The 22,607-nt window shown below is 29.1% G+C and carries 28 protein-coding genes; 9 read left to right on the top strand and 19 right to left on the bottom strand.

Going from position 1 to position 22,607, the window contains the following annotated elements; translation table 11 throughout:
- Nucleotides 1-4 precede the first annotated feature (4 nt).
- From gatB to gatC, 3 genes are read right to left on the bottom strand one after another with little or no spacing between them, the layout of a single operon-like run.
- Nucleotides 5-1,468 carry an Asp-tRNA(Asn)/Glu-tRNA(Gln) amidotransferase subunit GatB gene (gene gatB / locus ACTTA8_RS02355; RefSeq protein ID WP_440654096.1) on the bottom strand — a complete coding sequence of 488 codons (1,464 nt, stop codon included), beginning with the start codon at nucleotides 1,466-1,468 and terminating at the stop codon, nucleotides 5-7.
- Nucleotides 1,465-2,922 carry an Asp-tRNA(Asn)/Glu-tRNA(Gln) amidotransferase subunit GatA gene (gene gatA / locus ACTTA8_RS02350; protein WP_440654095.1) on the bottom strand — a complete coding sequence of 486 codons (1,458 nt, stop codon included), beginning with the start codon at nucleotides 2,920-2,922 and terminating at the stop codon, nucleotides 1,465-1,467. The genes gatB and gatA overlap by 4 nt, the downstream gene beginning before the upstream one ends.
- Entirely contained in the window at nucleotides 2,922-3,209 is a 288-nt protein-coding gene (gene gatC, locus ACTTA8_RS02345; protein WP_075506772.1) for an Asp-tRNA(Asn)/Glu-tRNA(Gln) amidotransferase subunit GatC, read from the bottom strand. The genes gatA and gatC overlap by 1 nt, the downstream gene beginning before the upstream one ends.
- 50 nt (nucleotides 3,210-3,259) lie before the next feature.
- Between gatC and ruvX the strand changes: the two genes are divergently transcribed.
- From ruvX to ACTTA8_RS02310, 7 genes are read left to right on the top strand one after another with little or no spacing between them, the layout of a single operon-like run.
- Complete coding sequence (ruvX, locus tag ACTTA8_RS02340) at nucleotides 3,260-3,715, top strand: Holliday junction resolvase RuvX (RefSeq protein WP_440654093.1); 456 nt, start codon at nucleotides 3,260-3,262, stop codon at nucleotides 3,713-3,715.
- Nucleotides 3,716-3,757: 42 nt separating this feature from the next.
- Nucleotides 3,758-4,696, top strand: coding sequence for an aspartate carbamoyltransferase catalytic subunit (locus ACTTA8_RS02335; RefSeq protein ID WP_262589128.1), 939 nt, complete (start codon nucleotides 3,758-3,760; stop codon nucleotides 4,694-4,696).
- Nucleotides 4,697-5,983: a dihydroorotase gene (gene pyrC, locus ACTTA8_RS02330; protein WP_440654091.1), complete on the top strand. Its 1,287-nt coding sequence runs from the start codon at nucleotides 4,697-4,699 to the stop codon at nucleotides 5,981-5,983. It abuts the gene before it with no gap.
- 2 nt (nucleotides 5,984-5,985) lie between these two features.
- The gene (gene plsY / locus ACTTA8_RS02325) at nucleotides 5,986-6,564 is read left to right on the top strand and encodes a glycerol-3-phosphate 1-O-acyltransferase PlsY (RefSeq protein WP_440654089.1); all 579 of its coding nucleotides are present in this window, start codon (nucleotides 5,986-5,988) and stop codon (nucleotides 6,562-6,564) included.
- Nucleotides 6,565-6,601: 37 nt separating this feature from the next.
- Nucleotides 6,602-9,184: a type I DNA topoisomerase gene (gene topA, locus ACTTA8_RS02320; protein ID WP_440654088.1), complete on the top strand. Its 2,583-nt coding sequence runs from the start codon at nucleotides 6,602-6,604 to the stop codon at nucleotides 9,182-9,184.
- Nucleotides 9,184-9,447 carry a hypothetical protein gene (locus tag ACTTA8_RS02315; protein ID WP_440654086.1) on the top strand — a complete coding sequence of 88 codons (264 nt, stop codon included), beginning with the start codon at nucleotides 9,184-9,186 and terminating at the stop codon, nucleotides 9,445-9,447. Before topA ends, ACTTA8_RS02315 begins: the two co-directional genes overlap by 1 nt.
- Nucleotides 9,437-9,898: a RidA family protein gene (locus ACTTA8_RS02310; protein WP_440654085.1), complete on the top strand. Its 462-nt coding sequence runs from the start codon at nucleotides 9,437-9,439 to the stop codon at nucleotides 9,896-9,898. The genes ACTTA8_RS02315 and ACTTA8_RS02310 overlap by 11 nt, the downstream gene beginning before the upstream one ends.
- Nucleotide 9,899: 1 nt before the next feature.
- Here ACTTA8_RS02310 and ACTTA8_RS02305 read toward each other — a convergent pair whose 3' ends face one another.
- Complete coding sequence (locus tag ACTTA8_RS02305; protein WP_440654083.1) at nucleotides 9,900-11,195, bottom strand: UDP-glucose dehydrogenase family protein; 1,296 nt, start codon at nucleotides 11,193-11,195, stop codon at nucleotides 9,900-9,902.
- Nucleotides 11,192-12,007, bottom strand: a complete 816-nt coding sequence (locus ACTTA8_RS02300; RefSeq protein WP_440654081.1) for a sugar phosphate nucleotidyltransferase — start codon at nucleotides 12,005-12,007, stop codon at nucleotides 11,192-11,194. Before ACTTA8_RS02300 ends, ACTTA8_RS02305 begins: the two co-directional genes overlap by 4 nt.
- Before the next feature lie 34 nt (nucleotides 12,008-12,041).
- Here ACTTA8_RS02300 and ACTTA8_RS02295 point away from each other — a divergent pair, with 34 nt between their 5' ends.
- The gene (locus ACTTA8_RS02295) at nucleotides 12,042-12,857 is read left to right on the top strand and encodes a pantoate--beta-alanine ligase (RefSeq protein WP_440654079.1); all 816 of its coding nucleotides are present in this window, start codon (nucleotides 12,042-12,044) and stop codon (nucleotides 12,855-12,857) included.
- On the opposite strand, the gene mgtE is transcribed toward ACTTA8_RS02295, so the two are convergent.
- Nucleotides 12,854-14,227, bottom strand: coding sequence for a magnesium transporter (gene mgtE, locus ACTTA8_RS02290; protein WP_440633440.1), 1,374 nt, complete (start codon nucleotides 14,225-14,227; stop codon nucleotides 12,854-12,856). The genes ACTTA8_RS02295 and mgtE overlap by 4 nt on opposite strands.
- 61 nt (nucleotides 14,228-14,288) lie before the next feature.
- On the opposite strand from mgtE, the gene lipB reads away from it, so the two are divergent.
- Nucleotides 14,289-14,906, top strand: a complete 618-nt coding sequence (gene lipB, locus ACTTA8_RS02285) for a lipoyl(octanoyl) transferase LipB (protein WP_440654077.1) — start codon at nucleotides 14,289-14,291, stop codon at nucleotides 14,904-14,906.
- On the opposite strand, the gene ACTTA8_RS02280 is transcribed toward lipB, so the two are convergent.
- The 13 genes from ACTTA8_RS02280 to rpsN are packed head-to-tail and all read right to left on the bottom strand — an operon-like array spanning nucleotide 14,884 to nucleotide 22,605.
- Complete coding sequence (locus tag ACTTA8_RS02280; protein ID WP_440654075.1) at nucleotides 14,884-15,801, bottom strand: RluA family pseudouridine synthase; 918 nt, start codon at nucleotides 15,799-15,801, stop codon at nucleotides 14,884-14,886. The two genes, lipB and ACTTA8_RS02280, sit on opposite strands and share 23 nt — an antisense overlap.
- Nucleotides 15,802-15,811: 10 nt before the next feature.
- The gene (gene rplQ, locus ACTTA8_RS02275) at nucleotides 15,812-16,255 is read right to left on the bottom strand and encodes a 50S ribosomal protein L17 (RefSeq protein WP_262589113.1); all 444 of its coding nucleotides are present in this window, start codon (nucleotides 16,253-16,255) and stop codon (nucleotides 15,812-15,814) included.
- Nucleotides 16,255-17,283 (bottom strand): DNA-directed RNA polymerase subunit alpha, encoded by a 1,029-nt coding sequence (locus ACTTA8_RS02270; RefSeq protein ID WP_075506787.1) that lies wholly within the window; start codon nucleotides 17,281-17,283, stop codon nucleotides 16,255-16,257. Before ACTTA8_RS02270 ends, rplQ begins: the two co-directional genes overlap by 1 nt.
- Nucleotides 17,283-17,732 (bottom strand): 30S ribosomal protein S11, encoded by a 450-nt coding sequence (gene rpsK / locus ACTTA8_RS02265; protein ID WP_075506788.1) that lies wholly within the window; start codon nucleotides 17,730-17,732, stop codon nucleotides 17,283-17,285. Before rpsK ends, ACTTA8_RS02270 begins: the two co-directional genes overlap by 1 nt.
- Nucleotides 17,733-17,734: 2 nt before the next feature.
- Nucleotides 17,735-18,118: a 30S ribosomal protein S13 gene (gene rpsM, locus ACTTA8_RS02260; RefSeq protein ID WP_075506789.1), complete on the bottom strand. Its 384-nt coding sequence runs from the start codon at nucleotides 18,116-18,118 to the stop codon at nucleotides 17,735-17,737.
- Between the two features lie 55 nt (nucleotides 18,119-18,173).
- Nucleotides 18,174-18,737: an adenylate kinase gene (locus ACTTA8_RS02255; RefSeq protein WP_440648593.1), complete on the bottom strand. Its 564-nt coding sequence runs from the start codon at nucleotides 18,735-18,737 to the stop codon at nucleotides 18,174-18,176.
- Nucleotides 18,738-20,018 carry a preprotein translocase subunit SecY gene (gene secY / locus ACTTA8_RS02250; protein WP_075506791.1) on the bottom strand — a complete coding sequence of 427 codons (1,281 nt, stop codon included), beginning with the start codon at nucleotides 20,016-20,018 and terminating at the stop codon, nucleotides 18,738-18,740. It abuts the gene before it with no gap.
- Nucleotides 20,019-20,027: 9 nt separating this feature from the next.
- A complete protein-coding gene (rplO, locus tag ACTTA8_RS02245) occupies nucleotides 20,028-20,480 on the bottom strand; it encodes a 50S ribosomal protein L15 (RefSeq protein WP_075506792.1) in 453 nt (150 codons plus the stop codon).
- Nucleotides 20,480-20,995, bottom strand: coding sequence for a 30S ribosomal protein S5 (rpsE, locus tag ACTTA8_RS02240; protein WP_075506793.1), 516 nt, complete (start codon nucleotides 20,993-20,995; stop codon nucleotides 20,480-20,482). The genes rplO and rpsE overlap by 1 nt, the downstream gene beginning before the upstream one ends.
- Nucleotides 20,996-20,997: 2 nt before the next feature.
- A complete protein-coding gene (gene rplR / locus ACTTA8_RS02235; RefSeq protein ID WP_440654074.1) occupies nucleotides 20,998-21,354 on the bottom strand; it encodes a 50S ribosomal protein L18 in 357 nt (118 codons plus the stop codon).
- The gene (rplF, locus tag ACTTA8_RS02230; RefSeq protein WP_262589108.1) at nucleotides 21,354-21,893 is read right to left on the bottom strand and encodes a 50S ribosomal protein L6; all 540 of its coding nucleotides are present in this window, start codon (nucleotides 21,891-21,893) and stop codon (nucleotides 21,354-21,356) included. The genes rplR and rplF overlap by 1 nt, the downstream gene beginning before the upstream one ends.
- Nucleotides 21,893-22,288 (bottom strand): 30S ribosomal protein S8, encoded by a 396-nt coding sequence (rpsH, locus tag ACTTA8_RS02225; RefSeq protein WP_428080012.1) that lies wholly within the window; start codon nucleotides 22,286-22,288, stop codon nucleotides 21,893-21,895. Before rpsH ends, rplF begins: the two co-directional genes overlap by 1 nt.
- Before the next feature lie 11 nt (nucleotides 22,289-22,299).
- Nucleotides 22,300-22,605 (bottom strand): 30S ribosomal protein S14, encoded by a 306-nt coding sequence (gene rpsN / locus ACTTA8_RS02220; protein WP_075506797.1) that lies wholly within the window; start codon nucleotides 22,603-22,605, stop codon nucleotides 22,300-22,302.
- Nucleotides 22,606-22,607: the final 2 nt, after the last annotated feature.

The raw sequence follows: 22,607 nt of genomic DNA, 5'->3' as shown, positions 1-22,607 counted from the left end.
AAACCTAAAGTTTTTTCTTTAAAATCTCATTTACTAACTGAGGGTTAGCTTTTCCACCTGAAACTTTCATTACTTGTCCAACAAAGAAGCCAAATAATTTAACTTTACCAGATTTATATTCAGTAGCTTTATCTCTATTGCTATCAATTACTTTATCAATTAAAGCCTCTAAAGCTTTTGGATCGCTTTCTTGTTTTAAACCTTTTTCTTCAACAATTTTTTTAGGATCCTTGTCCCCTTCCATCATTTGTTCAAAAACAGTTTTTGCAATTTTTCCAGAAATTGTTCCATCCTTAATTAAATTTATTAATTTTGATAAATTACCAGCACTAATTGGACTATCGGTTATTTCTAAATTTTTTTCATTAAGTGCAGCAAATAATTCACCTGTTATCCAGTTTGTTGCTAATTTAACGTCAGATTTTTTAACAACGTCTTCAAAATAATTTGAGGTTTCTATATCTGAAACCATGATATTTGCTTCATATGGAGTTAATTTAAATTGATCTATAAATCTTTTTTTCTTTTCATCAGGTAACTCTGGTATTTCTGATTGCAATTGATTTACGAATTCATCAGAAACTTCTAATGGTAATAAATCAGGGTCTGGAAAATATCTATAATCATGAGCATCTTCTTTTGATCTCATGGATCTTGTTTCATTTTTTTTAGTATCAAAAAGTCTTGTTTCTTGATCAACAGATTGTCCATCTTCAATTAAATCAACTTGTCTATTTGCTTCATATTCAATTGCCATTTGCATGAATTTAATAGAATTAACGTTTTTAATTTCACATCTAGTACCAAAATCTTTTGTTCCTTTTTTTCTTACAGAAACATTAACATCTGCTCTCAAAGATCCTTCCTGCATATTACCATCACAAGTTCCTAAATAACGCATAATTGATCTTAATTTCTTAATATATGCATTAACTTCATCTGGCGATCTTAAATCAGGCTTGCTGACAATTTCCATTAAAGCTACTCCTGATCTATTTAAATCAACAAAGGTGTTTTTTGGATCTAAATCATGGATACTTTTACCCGCATCTTGTTCTAAGTGTAATCTTTCAATACCAACCTCTTTTTGACCATCTGGCATATCTAAAATGACTTTACCTTCACCAACTATTGGGTCCTTAAATTGAGAGATTTGATATCCCTGTGGTAAATCAGCATAAAAATAATTTTTTCTATCAAATACTGATCTTTTGTTAATTTTAGCTTTTAATCCTATTCCAGTTTTAATTGCTTGCTTAACACAAAATTCATTAATCACTGGAAGCATACCAGGAAAAGCAGCGTCTACTAAACTTACCTGTGTGTTTGGTTCAGCGCCAAATTTAGTAGCTGATGTAGAAAATAACTTTGATTGTGAAAGTACTTGAGCGTGAACTTCTAAACCAATGACAACTTCGTATTGATTATCATTTCTATTAATTAAATATTCTGACTTTTCTTTACTCACTTAATCCACCAATCAGTAATTTTATTTTTAAAATTAATTTTTTCTTCCATTGAATAAGCAATGTTTAAGATATTTTGTTCATCAAATGCTTTTCCAATAATTTGTAAACCTAAAGGGTAGCCTTTGCTGTCATGACCAGCTGGAATAGAAATTCCTGGTAAACCTGCTAAATTTACAGGAACAGTAAAAATATCGTTTAAGTACATTGAAACTGGATCATTTGTTTTTTCACCAATTTTAAAAGCAGAACTTGGTGTTGATGGAGTTAATATTGCATCTACTTTTTTGTACGATTCATCAAAATCATTTTTAATTAGTTTTCTAACTTTTTGAGCTTTCAAATAATATGCATCGTAATAACCTGAAGATAAAACATATGTGCCTATCATTATTCTTCTTTGAACTTCGGCTCCAAATCCCTCTGATCTAGTTTTTTCATACATATCAATAAGGTTTTCTCCATCAGCTCTAAAGCCATATTTAACACCATCATATCTTGCAAGATTAGAAGAAGCTTCAGCTGGTGCCACTATATAGTAAGTTGGTAAAGCATAATTTGTGTGTGGAAGAGAAATATCAATTATTTCCGCACCACAATCTTTAGCATACTCAATACCTTTCTGCCAAAGATCATCAATTTCTTTTGGCATTCCATCAACTCTATATTCTTTTGGTATACCTATTTTTTTTCCTTTAATGTCTTTTGTTAATTCTTTGCTGAACTGGTTTCTTTTAAAATCAATAGAAGTTGAGTCTTTTTGATCGTATGAGCTAATTACCTCTTGCAACAAAGCACAATCTTGAACATTTTGAGCTATTGGACCAGCCTGATCAAGAGAAGATGCAAAAGCAACTATTCCATATCTAGAACAACTACCATAAGTTGGTTTTAAACCCACTGTACCTGTAAATGACGCCGGTTGTCTAATAGATCCACCTGTATCAGTTCCAATTGTAATTGGAGTTAATTGTGCTGCTACAGCAGAAGATGAACCACCAGATGAACCACCTGGAACTAAATTTTTATCAATCGGATTTTGAACATTGCCAAAAAAACTTGTTTCATTTGATGATCCCATTGCAAATTCATCGCAGTTTAATTTACCAATAAGAATTGATCCCTCATTCCAGATATTCTGAGTAACAGTAGACTCATAAGTAGGTACAAAATTGTTTAATATTTTGCTACCAGCTGTTGTTCTTACATTAGCTGTACAAAATAAATCTTTTACAGCCATTGGTATTCCTGGTAATTTTAAATCCAATTTTGGATTGTCATCAAATTTTTTAGCTTTTTCTAAAGCATTACTAAAATCTTCAGTAATATAAGTGTTTAATTCTTTTGATTTTTCTGATCTATCAACAAAAGCTTGTGTAATTTCTGAAGAAGAAAGTTTTTTTTCTTTAATATTATTAACTAATTCAGAAAGCGTTTGCTTGGTTATATCAGACATTATTCTATAACTTTTGGTACAACAAAATAATCTTCATTATCTTTTGGAGAATTTTTTATTATTTGTTCCCTTAAATTTTTACTTTTAACTTCATCAGGTCTTAATTTTAAAGTTGTTTCAGCCACTGATGTAAGTGGTTCAACATTTTCAGTTTTAAGTTCATTGAGTTTTTCAATGAAATCAAAAATTGAATTCAAATCACTAGCAAGTTTTTCAGCTTTTTTCTCATCTACTGAAATTCTTGATAATTTAGATATATGCTTTATGGTTTTAAGATCGATGCTCATATGATATTTAAATATGACGCAAACTATCACTATAGTTTAAAATATACAACATGATCACAATAGAAGAATTTAAAAAAAAACAGTCAAAAAAATGTCGTTTGATAGGTTTAGATTTGGGCTCAAAAAGAATTGGTGTATCAATTTGTGACGAAAAGCAATTAATTGCTACCCCTTACAAAACTATACATAAATCAAAAAATAATGAATTAATTGAAGAGTTGAAAAACATTATTCAAGAGAATGACATCAAGGCAATTATCATTGGTTATCCTTTAAATATGGATGGATCTTCAGGCTCTTCAGCACAGTCAGTCAATGATGTATCTAAAAATATAGATAAAGAGATAGATGTTGATGTGTGTCTCTGGGATGAAAGGCTATCAACTGTTGGGGCTTTTAATTTATCAAGCCAATTAGATGTTAATGTATCTAAAAGAGAAAAGAATATAGATCAGAACGCAGCAGCTTTTATTCTTCAGGGAGCCATAGACTATCTAAATAATTAATCCTTGCCATTCAATGGCTTTATAGTTATAGAGTTAATTTTAATGGCAAAAAACATCAAAGCTATTAAAATTTCTCAAAAACATTTGTTAGGTATCCAAGATCTATCAGTTAGTGATATTAACTACATTTTAGATGAATCTGAAACTTTCATTAAATTAAATCAGAGTAAGAACAAAAAAATTGATGTTCTTAGAGGCAAAACTCAAATTAATCTATTTTTTGAACCATCAACAAGAACACAAAGTTCATTTGAGTTAGCTGGAAAAAGACTTGGTGCAGATGTGATGTCAATGAATATGAATAATTCAGCAATTAAAAAAGGTGAAACTTTAATTGATACAGCAATGACTCTAAATGCGATGCATCCTGACATTATTGTAATAAGACATCAAGATTCTGGAGCATGCAATTTATTATCTCAGAAAGTAAATTGTGTAGTATTAAATGCAGGTGATGGAAGGCGTGAGCACCCTACTCAAGCATTACTGGACGCTTTAACAATAAGAAATAGAAAGAAAAAAATTGAAGGATTAAAAATTGCTATATGTGGAGATATACTTCACTCTAGAGTCGCAAGATCAAATATTTATTTACTAACAATGCTTGGTGCTGAAGTAAATATTGTTGCCCCAACAAATTTGATGCCAAAAGAAATTGAAAAGTTTGGTGTTAATACTTTTACCGATATGAAAAAAGGATTGAAAGATTGTGACATTGTAATGATGCTAAGATTACAAAATGAGAGAATGACAAGTTCTTATTTGTCATCAAATAGAGAGTATTATGAATATTACGGTTTAACACCTGATAAATTAGATCATGCTAAACCTGATGCACTAATAATGCATCCTGGCCCAATGAATAGAGGTATCGAAATAGATACTAGATTGGCAGACGATATAAATAAAAGTGTAATCAAAGAGCAAGTTGAACTTGGAGTTGCTGTAAGGATGGCCTGTTTAAAAATATTTTGTGAATAAATGAAAAAACAATACTTTATTAACGCAAATATAATTGATCCTCAAAATTCAATTAATGAAAATGGAGGACTTATTGTTGGAGAAGAAGGTAAAATTGAAGCAATAGGGAAAAAAGTAAATACAAATAATTTACCATCCAGAGAAAAACCAATTGATTTAAAAGGAAAATATATATTCCCTGGTTTAGTCGATATGAGAGTTTTTGTTGGAGAACCTGGGTATGAGTATAAAGAAAATTTTAGAACTTTAAGTAATGCAGCTCTATCTGGAGGAGTAACATCTGTGGTAACAATGCCTAATACAGATCCTGTAATTGATAATGTTTCAATAGTAGATTTTTTAAAACGAAGAGGACGAGATAAATCTAAGATTAATATATTTCCATGCGCATCTCTTACGCAAAATGTAGAGGGAACAAATATGACCGAATTTGGATTGTTAGCTAGTAAAGGGATTGTAGCTTTTACAGATGGTGTAAAAACAATTCAAAATACTAGATTAATGTCAAGAATAATGAATTCAGCGAAGGATTTAGGATGCCTAATAATGCAACATGCTGAGGATTATGAGTTGGCAAAAAATGGTATGATAAATTCAGGTATAATCGCTACAAAACTTGGGTTATCAAGTATACCAGATGTGGCTGAGAGAATAATTATTGAAAGAGATTTAACATTGTTAGAAAAAGTGAAGTGTCGATATCACATATCTCAACTATCATCAGGCAAATCAGTAGAAATCATCAAAGAAAGGAAAAATGATATTAAATTTTCTTGTGGTGTTTCAATAAATAACCTTTCCTTAAATGAAAATGATATTGGAGATTTTAAAACATTTTTAAAATTATCTCCACCATTGAGAAAAGAGGAAGATAGATTGGCTTTAGTCCAAGGATTAAAAGATAAAACAATTGATGTCATTGTTTCAGATCATAAACCTGAAGATGAAGAATCAAAACGATTAACATTTTCTCAAGCAGCTACAGGTGCTTCCGGTATTGAAACTTTATTGTCTTTAAGTTTGGAACTATTTCATAATGGATCTGTAAAACTTGAAACAATAATCCAAGCACTAACATCTAATCCAGCTAAAATTTTAAATATCAATAAAGGAAATCTTTCAATTGGTAATGATGCTGACTTTTGTATTGTTGATATAAATAAACCTTGGATTGTAAAAAAAGAAAATTTAATTTCTAAATCCAAAAATACGTCTATTGAGGACAAAAAACTTCAAGGAAAAGTAACCAATACATTTGTAAAAGGTAAAGAATTATTTAAGATATAAAAATGGAATTATTAACAATAGGTATTATCACATACCTAATGGGTTCTATCCCTTTTGGGTTAATATTAACTAAAATTTTTTTAAAAAAAGATATCCGAGATATTGGATCAGGTAACATTGGTGCAACAAATGCTCTAAGAACAGGAAATAAATTTATTGGTTTTTCAACTTTAATACTTGATATAGTTAAAGCAGTTATTCCAGTTTTATATGTAAAGGTAAATTTTCCTGATCTGATTTATGTATCAGCTTTATGTGCTTTTCTGGGTCATGTTTTTCCAGTTTGGTTAAAGTTTAAAGGTGGTAAGGGAGTAGCAACTTATGTTGGTATATTATGCAGTATGAATATAATGTTTGGAATAGTTTTTGGTATTTGTTGGCTTGTAACTTTTTTTATTTCTAAATTTTCATCATTAGCATCATTAATTGGATCCTTTTCAGTTCCTGTTTATTTATTTCTGTTTGAATCAACAGAAAATGAATTATTTTTTGGAATAATGTTTATTTTAATATTTTATACTCATAGAGAAAATATTAAACGACTGATAAATAAAGAAGAAAACAAGACTAAAATTTATTAATTTGACTATCAAACACTTTTAAGTAGTTTGTTAAATTATGAATCTAGTCATAGTTGAAAGTCCTGCAAAAGCTAAAACTATAAACAAATATCTTGGTGATGATTATACTGTTTTAGCAAGTTATGGACATATAAGAGATTTACCATCAAAAAATGGATCAGTTGATCCTGATCATAATTTTAAAATGGAATGGGAAGTTGATAGTTTTTCAAAAAAATATTTAAAAGAAATAACTGATGTTGCAAAAGAATCCTCTAAAATAATCCTTGCTACCGACCCTGACCGTGAAGGAGAAGCTATAGCTTGGCATGTTAAAGAGTACCTTAATGAAAAAAAACTTCTAAAAGATAAAGAAATTGAAAGAGTTGTTTTTAATGAGATAACCAAAAAAGCTGTAATTCATGGTATTGAAAATCCACGACAAATCGAACCTTTGTTGGTGGATGCGTATATGGCGAGAAGAGCTCTTGATTACTTGGTTGGTTTTAATATTTCACCAATACTTTGGACGAAACTACCTGGGTCAAAATCAGCCGGAAGAGTTCAGTCTGTAGCTTTAAAATTAATCACTGAAAGAGAACATGAAATAGAATTATTTAATCCAGAAGAATTTTGGACACTTACTCTTAAATTTGGAGATGATAATAAAAGCACTATTACTGCAAGCATCTCTCAATTAAATGGTGACAAAATAGAAAAATTTACTTTTAGAGACAAAAGTAGCATTGAAAAAGCAATCAAAGAAATAAAAGAAAAAAGATTTCAAATAACAGATATTTCGTCAAAAGTTGTAAAAAGAAACCCCTCAGGTCCATTTACAACTTCAACATTACAACAAGTAGCATCTAGTAGGTTAGGTTTTGGAGCTTCAAGAACAATGCAAATTGCACAAAAACTATATCAAGGTGTTGAGATTGATGGGGATACTGTTGGATTGATTACTTATATGAGAACTGATGGAACTAATTTATCAGCTGATGCAGTAAATGATTTTAGAAATTTTATTAAAAATGAGTATGGTAATGAATATTTACCTGCTTCTGCAAATAATTATTCAGGTAAAAAAGCTAAGAATGCACAAGAAGCTCATGAGGCTATTAGGCCAACAGATATAAATAGAGCACCCGACACTTTAAAAAAATATTTAAGTAGTGATCAACAAAAACTATACAATTTAATTTGGTCCAGAGCTTTGTCCTCACAAATGGAAGTTGCTCAATTTGATAGAAATACCATAACAATAGAGTCAGAGGATAATCAGACAATATGTAAGGCAAGTGGCTCAGTATTAAAATTTGATGGTTTTTTAAAAGTTTACTCAAATACAAGTAAAGATGATGATGAAGAAATTTTACCAGAAATGTCTAAAGGGCCAATTAATATTGAAGCATTAATAGATGAACAACATTTTACACAGCCACCTCCAAGATACTCTGAAGCAAGCTTAGTCAAAAAATTAGAGGAATTGGGAATTGGTAGACCTTCTACTTATGCAAGTATAATTTCCACAATAGCTAATCGAGGTTATGCAGAAATAATAAATAAAAGGTTTTTTCCAACAGATCGTGGAAAACTTATCTCTGCCTTTTTAGAAAAATTATTCTCTAAATATGTTGATTATAACTTTACTGCAGGTTTAGAGGATCAACTAGATGAAATTACAACAGGGAAGGAAAGCTGGATAAAAGTTTTAGAGATGTTTTGGAAAGATTTTAATAATAATGTTTCTGAAGTTAAGGAGAAAAGAACTAGAGAAGTGTTAGATCTTTTAAATGAAAGTCTAGGTGCTTTAATTTTTGATACCGATAAAGATGGAAATATTGTTCGAAAATGCCAGCTATGTGATACGGGTTCACTAAGTCTTAAAAATAGTTTTAGAGGTGGAGCTTTTATAGGATGTTCAAATTATCCTGAGTGTAAATTCACTAGACCCTTGTCCAAAGCTAAAGCAGCAGCTCAATCACAGTTAGCAGAGCCTAAATTTTTAGGAAAACATGAAAATGGTAATGATATATATCTGAAAAATGGAAGATTTGGTCCCTATCTTCAATATGAAAAACTTGAGGAAGAAAAATTAGAGGAGACAAAAACTAAAAAAAAGAAAAAAACTAAAAAATCTAAACCGGATGTAAATGAATTAATTAAAAATGTTTCTATACCAAAAGGTTTGGAGTTAGAAAGTATAGATATAGAAAAAGCTCAATTTTTATGTTCTCTACCAAAATCAATTGGAGTCAACCCTGATAATCAAAAAGAAATTATTTTAAATACTGGAAGATTTGGTCCTTATCTTAAGTGCGAAAATAAATCTGCTAGAATAGAAAATGTAGAAGAAATTTTCTCTATAGGATTAAATCGAGCAATTACACTCATTGCTGAGGCGAAACCAGGTAGAATGTCATCTTCAATTATTAAGGATTTAGGAGAACATCCGGAAGATAAAAAACCAGTTAGGGTTATGAAGGGGCAATATGGTCCTTACATTAAATATAAATCTTTAAATGCAACAATTCCTGAAGAAAAAGATCCAACAGAGCTTACAATGGAAGAGGCGTTAATCCTTATTGAGAAAAGGAAAGAATACGATAAAACTAAAAAGAAGAAAAAAACTAAAAAATAATGAAAATTAAATTACTTAGTTATTTATTAATTTTGACACTCGCTAATGTTAACTTATCTGTGGCAGATGATTGTAATAAATTTGATAAATTAAGTAAAGAATATGCAAAATGTACGGCTGAATTGATCAAAGAAAAAACTTCTGAAAAATATAAAGAAGGTAAGAAAAAGTTTAATAAATTAAATTTAAAAGATAAGTTAATTAAATTTAAAGACAGTAAATCTCACAAAGAATTTATGGAGAAATTAAAAAATGAAAATTGAAGATAAAATTAATAATCTTAAAATTATTCTACCCGAAGCGAAACCACCTGTTGGTTCTTATGTTGCAACTAAAATAATCAATAATTTACTCTATATTTCAGGTCAAATATCAATAAATGAAAATGGTGAACTAATTAAAGGAAAAGTGGGAAAAGATTTAAGTACTGATGAAGGTTATGAGGCTGCAAAAAGATGTGGGTTGAGCTTAGTTGCTCAAGCAAAGGCTGCTTGTGATGGTGATTTATCTAAAATAAAATCATGCATCAAGTTAACTGGATTTGTTAATTCAACAGATGACTTTATAGAACAACCAAAGGTAATTAATGGTGCTTCAGATTTAATTGCATCAATATTTGGAGACGCTGGCATGCATACAAGAGCTGCAGTAAGCACTAATAGTTTGCCACTTGGAGTTTCTGTAGAAGTTGATGCTATATTTGAGTTAAACTAAACTATCTACCAATACCAAAATATTTTATACCTAATTTCTCTATCTTAGTTGGTGAGAATATATTTCTCATATCATAAATAATAAGTTTTTTATTCTTAGAAAGTTTTTTAAAATTAATTGATTTAAAATCATTCCATTCTGTATGAATAATTATAAGGTCTGAACCAGAAACACAATTTTGTATTGAATTAGCATATTCAACATTTTTTAGATTATTGAATTCTTTTTTTGAACCGGTAGGATCATAATATTTAATCTTTGCTCCCTTTTTGGATAGATAAGGAATTAATTTTAAACTTGAGGAGTCTCTCATGTCATCAGTGTTTGCTTTAAATGTAACTCCCAAAAATGAAACATTTTTATTATTAAATTTTTTAATTATAGAATTAAGTCTTTTAAGTAATAATTCAGATCTATTCTGATTGGATTTAATAACACTTTTAATTACAGATAAATTAGATTTAAATTTATCAGCTGTAGATACAATAGCTTTAGTATCTTTTGGAAAACAAGACCCTCCATATGCAGGACCAGCTCTTAAAAATCTACTTCCTATTCTGTTATCAAGTCCAATCCCTATAGATATATCTTCAACATCGATACCAGTTTTTTCACATAAATTAGCAATTTCATTAATAAATGTAATTTTAGTTGCTAAAAAAGCATTAGACGCATATTTAATTAACTCAGCGGCTCGTCTATTTGTAGAAACATATTTCGCACCTTTAGAAACTAATGGAGAATATAAATTTCTAAGTATTTTTTTCGATTTTTCATCGTTTGAACCAACCACGACTCTATCAGGATAAATAAAATCTCTAATCGCCTCACCTTCTCTTAAAAATTCAGGATTAGATACTACTGAAAACAATTTTTTATTTACTTTTTTTGATATAATCTTTTCTAGTTCATCACCTGTAGTAACAGGAACAGTTGATTTTGTTATAATTATTTTAAATTTATTAATTGATTTAGATATTTCTTTTCCAACTGAATAAACTTGAGAAAGGTCGGCACTGTTACTATTTTTTTTAGTTGGTGTTCCTACGCATATAAAAATTATATCAGATTTTCTTACAGATTCTTTTAAATTTGTTGAAAAATTTAATCTATTATTCTTGAAATTTTTTTTGACTAATTCTTCTAGACCTGGCTCGTAAATTGGTATTTTACCATTTTTTAGGTTATTAATTTTATTATCATTTTTATCTACACAAATAACATCATTACCTAAGTCTGAAAAACACACGCCGCTCACCAAACCAACATAACCTGTACCAATCATACAAAGTTTCATAGTTTTCCTATTTCTTTATTAGAATTAATATATCCTTGCATTGTCCCACAATCTAAATATTTACCTGAAAAATTATGAGCAATAAAATTTTCACCTTCATTTATTAAAGTTTGAATAGCATCTGTTATATGTATTTCACCACCATTACCAGGTTTTTGTTTGGATAATTTATTAAATATAATTTTGGGAAGAATATATCTTCCTATCACTGCTTTATTAGAAGGAGCATTTTTTATTGATGGTTTCTCAACAACTCCATCAATAAAATAATCATTTTTGGAAATTTTTTTATTTAAACTATAGATGCCCCATCTTGAAACAGTTTTAGAATTAACCTTCATACTAGCCATTACAGAGGATTTATATTTATGGTGGACTTTAATCATATCTTTTGAACAGTTTTTTTTTATTATCAAATCATCTGGTAGTAACATTAAAAAATATTTATCTTTTATATATTTTTTTGTTTTAAATACAGCGTCACCTGTTCCTTTTGGTATATTTTGATATACAAATTTTATTAGTTTTTTATATTTTAATATTTTTTTATATTCAGCAATTATTCTGGGATCTTTTTTCTTTTTAATTATTTTTTTGTAAAAAGCGTCACTATAAAAATAATTTTTAATCATTTTTTTTTTATTTGATATAATGAAAACAACTTCTTTTATACCAGCCTCAATGCATTCATCTAAAATATATTCAATTCCTGGCTTTCCATTTATTGGAAGTAGTTCTTTTGCAAAAACACTTGTTAAAGGCAATAGTCTAGTTCCTTGACCAGCTAGAGGAATAATTGCTTGTTTAATCATATAAATGTTTTACTTATCTAATTTTCTAATACAAATGAAAATTATATTAAATAATAATTCATTATATGAAGCTTTAAGGCCATTTAATGATGTTGGGTTTGTTCCCACAATGGGGAGTATACATAAGGGTCATTTATCACTTATAGAAAAATCAAATAGAACTTGCAAAAAGACAATAGTAAGTATTTTCGTTAACCCCAAACAATTTAACAATAAAAAAGATTTTAAGAACTATCCCACCAATATTAAAAAGGATATTAAAATTTTAAAAAAAACTAAAAAAGTAGATTTCTTATACATCCCAAAATTTAAAGACATTTATAATAATAATAAAAAATCAAACATAAAAATCGCAAATAAAGATAAAATTTTATGTGCTAGATATAGAAAAGGCCATTTTGAAGGAGTTCTAGATGTAATGGGAAGGTTAACCAATCTAGTAAATCCGAAAAAAATATTTATGGGTAAAAAAGATTATCAACAATATTTCTTAATAAAAAATTATCTAAAAAATAAATGTAAAGCCTCTATTATTCCATGCAAAACAATCAGAAATAAAAACAAAATAGCTTTGTCTTCAAGAAATAATCATTTAGATTTAAATGGAATTAAAAAAGCAAGTTTTTTAAGTAAAAATCTAATTAAATTAAAAAGAAATTTAGCAAATAGTAAAAAAATAAAACAAAGTTTAAACATTCAAATGAAATATTTTGAGAAATTTTTGAAAATTAATATTGAATACTTAGAATTAAGATCAATTAAAAATCTTAAAATATCTAATACTGTTAAAGGCTCACGTTTATTTGTTGCTTACTATATTGATAACATAAGATTAATTGATAACTTTTAAAGAAAGTAAGCCCCAACACCTAAAAATGACACAAAACCTATTACATCAGTAATGGTCGTAACAAAAACACTAGATGCAATTGCGGGATCAATATTCATTTTTTTTAATGTAAAAGGAACAAGTATACCAAACAGTCCAGCTATAATCATAGTTAGTACCATTGATATTGAAATAATTATTGAAAGAATACTATCTTGAAACCAAATTTGAACAATTAAAGCACTTATAGCGGCAAATATAATTCCATTTAATATACCAATTGAAAATTCTTTAAAAACATTTGATGAAAAATTATTTTGGGTTAAGTCATTAGTTGCAATTGTTCTGACTGTAACAGCTAATGTTTGCATTCCTGCATTACCACCCATTGAAGCAACAATTGGCATTAGGAAAGCAAGAACAACCATTTGCTCAATAGTTGCTCCAAACAGACTGATACACCAAGTAGCTAAAAAAGCGGTAAATAAATTCAGTAAAAGCCAGTTAAATCTTCTTTTAGTTTTTGTAACAACACCATCTGTAATTTCCTCATCACCTACACCTGCAAGTCTTAATGCATCTTCCTCGGCCTCTTCTTTTAAAACTGTAAGTACATCATCGTTCATTATCATTCCTACCAATTTATTATTTTTATCAACTACAGCTGCTGAGTTAAGATTATAATTTTCAAAAAGATTAGCTACCTCTTCTTTATCCATATCTACAGGCACTAATAGTTGAGATTCAGACATAATGCTTGCCATCTTTGTGTCTCTCGGTGAAGTAAGCACTCTTGATGATGGGACTGTTCCAATAGGTTTAAATTCTTCATTAACAATAAAAATTTCCAAAAATTCCTCAGGCAAATCTTTATTTTCTCTTAGGTAGTCAATTGTTTGACCTACAGACCAGTTGCTTGGTATAGCTGTAAACTCACGCTGCATAAGTCTAGCAGCAGTATCTTCAGGATAGCTTAAGCTTTCTAACAGAGCAAATCTATCTTTAGGTGGTAATGAGCTTAATATAGTGTTCTTGTCTTCTTCGGGTACATTTTCTAAAATCGAAATAGCATCATCTGACTCTAAGTTGGTAAGAATAGTTACAATTGAATCTGAAGATAAATATTTAATTATTTCAGTTTGTATAGACTCATTTAATTCTACAAAAACCTCTGCATCAATATTAAAATTATTTAATTTAATTAAACTTTCTCTATCACTAATGCTTAAGTGTTCAATTATGTCTGCTGCATCAGCAGGGTGCATTTCATTGAATGAATCGTTAATAAATTTTGCATCATTGTTAGCTATTTTAGAGGTAACAACTCTCAAATATTCTTTATTGAATTCAAAATTTACTTTTTTATCTTTAGTTTTTTTAATTAAAGACATAAATGTACCTATAATTTAGTTGTGCACTATTAATACATAATTAAAATATTACAAATTTTAAATGGATATAGAGATCAAAAAGTCAATAAAACCGGTAAATTATTTTGAGGCAATTGATCTATTAGAGTCTAGATTAAAAAATATTACAGCTAATAAAGAAAAAGAATTAATTTGGATTTTAGAGCATCCTGAAATTTTTACTGCGGGTACCTCGTATAAAGAAAATGAAATAATTGATAAATCAATTGATCTATTAAAAACAAACAGAGGTGGAAAAATTACGTATCATGGTCCAGGTCAATTAATTTGTTATTTTGTTATTGATCTAAGAGAAAAAAAAGACATTAGAAAATTTATTACAAGCATTGAAAACACGATTATTCAAAGTTTAAAAAAATATAATATTGAAACCTTTCCTGATAAAGAAAATATTGGAATATGGTATAAAGACAAAAATGAAATTCAAAAAATTGCTGCGATAGGTATTAGAGTGAGTAAGTGGATTGCATATCATGGATTTGCAATAAATGTTGATAACAACCTAGAAAATTATAAAAAAATAGTACCTTGTGGAATATCTGATAAAGGTGTTACAAATTTAAAAAAAATTTCAAATCAAGATTATTCTAACTTAAATAATGAAATTATCAAAAATTTTATTTCAAATTTGAAAAACTAAGTCTTTTTGATTTTAACAACTTTTTAAAATATTCTGGTAATAAGGCTGAATAAGTATACTTCATATCATTTATTTTAAATTTAATTTGATATGAGTGCAGCATAAGATTTTTATTTATACCTTTGTCTGACTTAGACAGTTTGTATTTCGTATCACCAAATATAGGATTTCCAATTGCAAAAAGTTGTTTACGTAACTGATGTTTTCTTCCAGTTATTGGTTTTAACTCCAAAAAAGATGCTTCAGAATTTTTATCTATTACCTTGAATATAGTTTTTGCTTTTTCTACTAACTTTTTATCTCCATCATATCTTATTATGTCATCATCCCAAACACCTGTGTTTTTATTTACTTCTCCTTGGCATATGGCAAGATAAGTTTTATGTACTTTTCTTAATCTAAATAATGATGTTAGCAACTGTGCACTCTCTCTATTTTTTGCCATTATAAATACACCAGATGTATCTTTGTCTAATCTATGAACAGAATAAGGTTTTGTTCCTTTAAAAATTTCACTCTTTGCGAAAATATCAATTAAGTTTTTTTTAGATTTTGTACCACCTTGTACTGATATTCCTGATGCTTTATTTAATACAACAAAATTATCATTATCATCAATTATTTGATCTTCGTTTGATTTTATTATTTCTTTAGTAGGTAAAAATTTTATTTTTTTTTGTTCTACTCTTTCTTTAAATTCAATATTAAATATATTTATCTGATCTCCTTTTTTTATTTTGTGAGAACTTTTAACTTTTTTTTTGTTAATTTTAATTTTTCCTGTCCTAAGATATTTTTCAATTAAACCTTGAGGTATTTTTCCAATATTTAATCTCATCCATCTATCAATACGCATATCATTACACGTTGAATCAACGATGTATGATTTATTCATGACTTAGGATTTAAGCTGTAGCTTGTTTATTCTCTTCTGTCTTTGGAGCTTCTTTTGACGTATCTTTTTTCTTCTTATCTACTCTTTTTGCTTCAACATCTCTATCTACAAATTCGATAATTGCCATTGGAGCATTATCACCATATCTAAAACCCGCTTTAATAATTCTAGTATAGCCACCTTTTCTATTTGAATATCTTTTAGAAAGAGTTTTTTTTACTTTATTAGCTGATTTAATATCCTGCAATTGAGATACAAGCATCTTAGTTGTTTGCAATGTATCTTTTTTACCTAGAGTAATAATTTTGTCAGCTTGAGGTCTTAAAAACTTTGCTTTTGGCAATGTAGTTTTAATCTGTTCATATTTTATTAAAGAATTTAACATATTCTTTAACAGAGCTTTTCTATGCTCAGAAGTTCTATTTAACTTTTTGTTGGCTAAGCCGTGTCTCATTAAATTGCTTCCTCTAATTTTTTAGACATTTCTGCAATATTATCTGGTGGCCAGTTTGGTATTTCCATACCTAAATAAAGAGACATTCCAGTTAAAACTTCTTTAATCTCATTTAAAGATTTTCTTCCAAAATTTGGTGTTCTTAACATTTCACCCTCAGATTTTTGAACCAAATCACCAATATAAATTATGTTGTCATTTTTTAAGCAATTCATTGATCTAACAGATAGCTCTAATTCATCAACTTTTCTTAATAAATTCTTATTAAACTCAGGTTCAGATGAAACTTCTTTTACTGGAGCTTCAACTGGCTCATCAAAATTAACAAACATTTTCAACTGGTCTTGAAAAATCCTTGCAGAATACGCAACAGCATCTTCTGCAGAAATTGAACCGTTTGTTTCTACTTCCATTGTTAATTTATCATAATCAAGAGCCTTACCTTCTCTTGCTGTGCTAACAGAATAAGAAACTTTTTTTACAGGACTATACAAAGAGTCAATTGCAATCAAACCTAATGGTGGCTCCTCTGGTTTATTTAGCTCAGCTGGAACATACCCTTTTCCAGTGTTTACATTCATTTCCATGTGAAAAGTAGTGTTTTCATCTAAGTTACAAATTACTAACTCAGGATTTAATATTTCTACATCCGTCACAGGAGCAATGTCTGAAGCTTTTATTTCTCCTGGACCTTTTGCGTCTAAAACTAATTTTTTTGTACCTTCAGAATTACATTTTAAAGCTAGTGATTTAACATTTAATACTATGTCTGTTACATCTTCTCTTACACCTTTAATTGATGTAAATTCATGCAGAACACCATCTATTTGTATTGAGGTAACCGCAGCTCCTCTGATTGAAGAAAGCAAAATTCTTCTTAAGGAGTTTCCTAAAGTTAATCCGTAACCTTTTTCTAAAGGCTCAGCTATAATCTTAGCATGTGTTAAGTCATCACTAATTTGAACATCTAATTTAGATGGTTTAATCAAAGATTTCCAATTTTTAACATTAACGTTTTCTACTTCCATTAAACTCTCCTTTTTTTTGGTGGTCTAGTTCCGTTGTGAGGCATAGGTGTTGTATCTTTAATTGACAAAATTTTAAAACCTCTTGCTTGTAAAGCTCTTAATGCAGTTTCTCTTCCTGAACCAGGCCCTTTAACCTCAACAGATAATGTTTTCATTCCATACTCTAATGCTTTTGATGCTGCAGAGTCCGCTGCTATTTGAGCTGCATAAGGTGTAGATTTTCTTGATCCTTTAAATCCTTTCTGTCCAGCAGATGCCCAGGATATTACATTACCATTTGTATCAGCAATTGAAATTATTGTGTTATTAAATGTTGATTGCACATAAGCAATTCCATTTAAAATATTCTTTTTTATCTTTTTCTTTTTTGAATAAGAACTCTTTGCACTTTTTTTAGAAGATTTTTCTACCTTCTGATCTTTATTGTCAGTTTTTTCTGTTTTTGCCATTTTTATTTTTTAGTTGGTGTTAATTTCTTCCCTGCAATAGCGATTGCTTTTCCTTTTCTTGTTCTTGCATTACATCTTGTTCTTTGACCTCGTACAGGTAATTTTTTTCTATGTCTTGTTCCTCTATAACATGCAAGATCTATTAATCTTTTAATACTTAAAGAATAATCTCTTCTAAGATCTCCTTCGACTTTAAAATTTTGATCGATATATTCTCTTATTTTTAAAATTTCATCGTCAGTTAACTCATTCACTCTTTTGGCTCTTGGAATTTCTAGAGAAGAACAAATTTGTTGTGAGAATTTATCTCCAATTCCGTAAATATATGTTAGTCCAATGTGGACAAGTTTATTTTGTGGAATGTTTATACCTGCGATACGAGCCATAGTTTTTGTGATAAATTGTGCCTTTTATATAAGAAGATTAATCAAAGTCAACGTCTTAAACATTTATAAAAGTGTCTATTTTCCTTGTTATTTCGTCTATTTCTAAGCTCCCATCAATTTCCTTAAATTTAGGATTCTCTGAGTAGTAATTCAGTACTGGCTCTGTCGTGTTCATGTATGTATCAAAACGTTTTAGAATAGTGCTTGTTTCATCGTCTGATCTATTTTCAATAATTTTTCTTTTCTCTAGTCTTTTTACCACTGTATCTTTATCAACTTTAAGATACAAAATTAAATCTATCTTTTGATTTGATGCCTCAAGTAAAATATCTAAATTTTTTGCTTGGCTCAATGATCTAGGGTATCCATCAAATATTAATCTATTTTTTTTTTGAGGGTCAGAAACTAAATTTTCAATAAGCTTATTTACAATTTCATCACTTACAAATTTACCATTTTTCATATCATTGGTTATTGTCTTACCAATATCTGAATTTTTATATATTTCTTCTCTTAAAAGTTCACCGGTTGAGATTTGAAAAGAATTTAATTTCTTTACTAAATATTTAGCTTGAGTACCTTTACCAGCACCAGGCGGTCCAAACAAAACTATATTCACTTATTTTCCAAATTTAGTTTTCTTAATTAATTGTTCGTATTGAGAGCTCATTAATCTTGTTTGAATTTGAGTTACAGTATCAATGGCTACAACAACAACAATTAAAATAGATGCACCACCCAAATAAAAAGGAATTGGGTAATTAGCTATTAAAAATTCTGGCATCAAACATACAAGTGTCAAATATAGAGCGCCTATTGTAGTAAGTTTAGTTAAAATATTTTCGATATATAAAGCTGTACTTTCACCAGGTCTAATTCCTGGTACAAAGCCACCATATTTTCTTAAGTTTTCTGCTGTTTCGGTTGGGTTAAATGTAATTGAAGTATAGAAAAATGTAAAAAATATTATACCAGATGCATATAGCAACATGTACAAAGGTTGACCTTGAGTAAAATAAGAACTTAAGTTTAAAAAAGTTTCGTTGTTTGAAAAAGAAAAATTAGAAAAAGTAACTGGTAATAATAATAAAGCAGATGCAAAAATTGCAGGTATTACTCCTGCTTGATTAATTTTTAATGGCAAATGAGAAGACTCTCCACCATACATTTTGTTTCCCATTTGTCTCTTAGGATAATTGATAAGAATTTTTCTTAACGCTCTCTCCATAAAAACAACAAATAAAATAGTTAATATTAAAAGAACAAAAATTGCTAAGATCATGAAAGTTGATACAGCGCCTGTTCTACCTAATTCAAAAGTTGTAACTAAAGCTCTAGGTATTTCAGCAACGATACCGGCAAAAATAATTAGAGAAATTCCATTTCCAATTCCTCTTTGAGTGATTTGTTCTCCTAACCACATAAGAAAAATTGTACCAGCAACAATGGTTGTTACTGTTGTAATTTTAAAAAATGCTCCTGGATTAATTACTAAATCTGCAGAAGACTCTAAACCCACCGATAAACCATAACCTTGAACTGTAGCGAGTAAAACTGTTCCATATCTTGTAATTTGTGTAATCTTTGCTCTGCCAGTTTCTCCCTGAGCTTTTAAATTCTTAAAATAATCTGAAACTCCTGTTAACAACTGAACTATAATAGCTGATGATATGTATGGCATTATACCAAGCGCAAAAATTGCCATTCTACTGACGGCACCGCCAGCAAAAACATTGAACATACCAAGTAACCCTTTTTGATTACCGTCCATCATGATTTTTAATTGTTCTGGGTCAATTCCTGGTAAAGGAACAAACGTACCAAATCTATATACCGCAAGGATTGCTATGGTAAAAATTATTCTATTTCTTAGATCATTTGTTGAAGATGATGCGCTCATTTAAACAAATTATTTTTTTAATTGAATAGATCCACCAATTTTTTCTAGTTTTTCTATTGCTGATTTTGATGCCAAGTCAGCCTCAATATTAATTTTATCTTTTAACTCTCCAGTACCTAATATTTTTAATTTTGTAGAGTTTTTGTTTATTAATTTTAATTTTTTTAGAGATGAAGAATTAAGCACTTCATTTGGATTAATATTTTTTTTATCAATATAAGACTGAATTTTTTCCAAGTTTAAAATTGCAATGTTTTCTCTTGAAATTGGATTAAAACCTCTTTTAGGTAATCTTCTGTATAAAGGCATTTGACCACCTTCAAAACTTTTTATTGCAACACCAGATCTAGATTTTTGACCTTTAACACCTCTCCCAGATGTCTTACCTTTTCCAGAACCAATACCTCTTCCTACTCTAATTTTAGGTTTATTAATTTTCTGTCTTGTATTTAATGTAATCATTATCCTCTTTTTTCAATAATTTCTGATATTTTTTTATTTCTTATTGCTGAAATTTGTTTTGGTGAATTTTGTTTCATTAAAGCTTTCATAGTAGCTCTAATCACATTGTGTGCATTTGATGTGCCCATTGATTTAGCAACAATATCTTTTACACCCAATACCTCGCATACTGCTCTAACTGGACCCCCTGCAATAATACCTGTACCTTTTGATGCTGCTCTTAAAACTATTCTACCAGAGCCATCTTTAGCTTTTACATCATGGTGGATTGTTCTTCCTTCTCTCAAAGGTATATGTGTTAATTTTCTTCTCGCCATTTCATTAGCTTTTTTAATTGCATCTGGAACTTGTTTTGCTTTCGCGTGTGCTATTCCAATTTTTCCAGCCTGATTCCCTACCACTACAAGAGCTGAAAAACCAAATCTTCTTCCACCTTTTACAACTTTTGTAATTCTGTTGATATGAACTAACTTTTCTAAAATATCGTCTGTTTTTTTGTCTTTGTTATTTTCCATAATTAAAATTCCATCCCATTTTCTCTTAACGTGTCTGCAAATGCTTTAATTCTACCATGATATTTATAAGATCCTCTATCAAAATAAATTTTTGTAATATTTTTTTCGTGAGCTTTTTTTGCAAGCTTTTGGGCAACTAATTTTGAAAGCTCTGTTTTGTTAATTTTATCAGATGATTTTACATCTTTCTCAATGGATGAAGCTGATAACAAAGTTACTTTTTTTGTATCATCAATGATTTGAGCTGAAATATTTTTGGCAGATCTTGAAATACTTAATCTAAATCTATCTTTTGGAGCAACTTTTTTTACTTTGTTGCTAACTCTAAATCTTTTTCTAATACTAGTGTTTAGTTTCATTATTTTTTCTTACCTTCTTTTTTAAGAACATATTGGCCTTTTTCTCTAACACCTTTACCCTTATATGGCTCAATTTTTCTAAATGTTTTAATTTTTGATGCAACTTCACCAACTAATTGTTTGTCAGATCCAGTGATCTTAAGTGTAGTTTGTTTTTCTACAGCAATTTTAATTCCTTCTGGAATGTCAAAATCAATATCATGACTGTAGCCTAATTGTAAATTTAGCTGATTTCCTTTTAATGCCGCTCTATATCCAACACCTACAAGCTCTAACACTTTTTCGTAGCCAGTACTCGAGCCAATCACGGCATTATTAATTAAACTTCTGTTCATACCCCAAAGTCTTTTTGAATTTTGGTCAATTTTTTTTGGTTTAATTGAAATCTCTTTTCCTTCTTTGATATCCAAATTAAACATATCTAAATCAATATTTATTGATTTCTTTCCTAGTGGCCCTTCTATATTTATAATGTTGCCAGCTAAAGCAACTTTAACCTTTTCTGGGATTGATATATTTATTTTTCCAATTTTAGACATTAAAATACCTTACAAATAATTTCACCACCAACACGTTGTTTTCTGGCATCAATATCAGTCATTACACCTTTTGGTGTAGAAACTATTGCAATACCTAGACCGTTATTAATTTTAGGTAAACCTTCAGCACTAGAAAAAATTCTTCTTCCTGGTTTAGAAACTCTTTCAAATGCACTAATTACTGGGTTACCAGAATGATATTTAAGTTCTAAAGACAATGTTGGTTTATTATCCTCTGAACTAATTTTAAAATCTTTTATAAATCCTTCATTTTTTAGTATATCTGCAATTTTTGATTTAAAGTTTGATGATGGCAGATCTACTTTTTTATGATTTCTTGCTTGAGCGTTCTTAACTCTAGCTATCATATCTCCTATTGGGTCACTTAAACTCATAATTTTCCTTCCTACCAGCTCGACTTAACTAAGCCAGGTATTTTTCCTTGTAAACCTAATTGTCGAAGAGCAATTCTTGATATTTTCAATTTTCTATAAACACCATGTGGTCTACCTGTTATCTCACATCTATTCATCACTCTTGTTTTAGCTGAATTTCTTGGCAATTTTGATAATTTCTGCTGCGCCTTAAATCTTTCCTCTAATGGAAGTTTTTTATCCATTATTATTTTTTTTAAATTTTGTCTTTTCTTGAACATCTTGTCTGAAAGTTTAATTCTTTTTTTGTTTTTATTTACAGCACTAAGTTTAGCCATTT

It is taken from the genome of Candidatus Pelagibacter sp. HIMB1506 (genome assembly GCF_052047935.1).
In the GTDB taxonomy this organism is placed as follows: domain Bacteria; phylum Pseudomonadota; class Alphaproteobacteria; order Pelagibacterales; family Pelagibacteraceae; genus Pelagibacter.
Note: the sequence above shows the minus strand (reverse complement) of the source record. Positions and strands in the feature narration are given on the sequence as shown.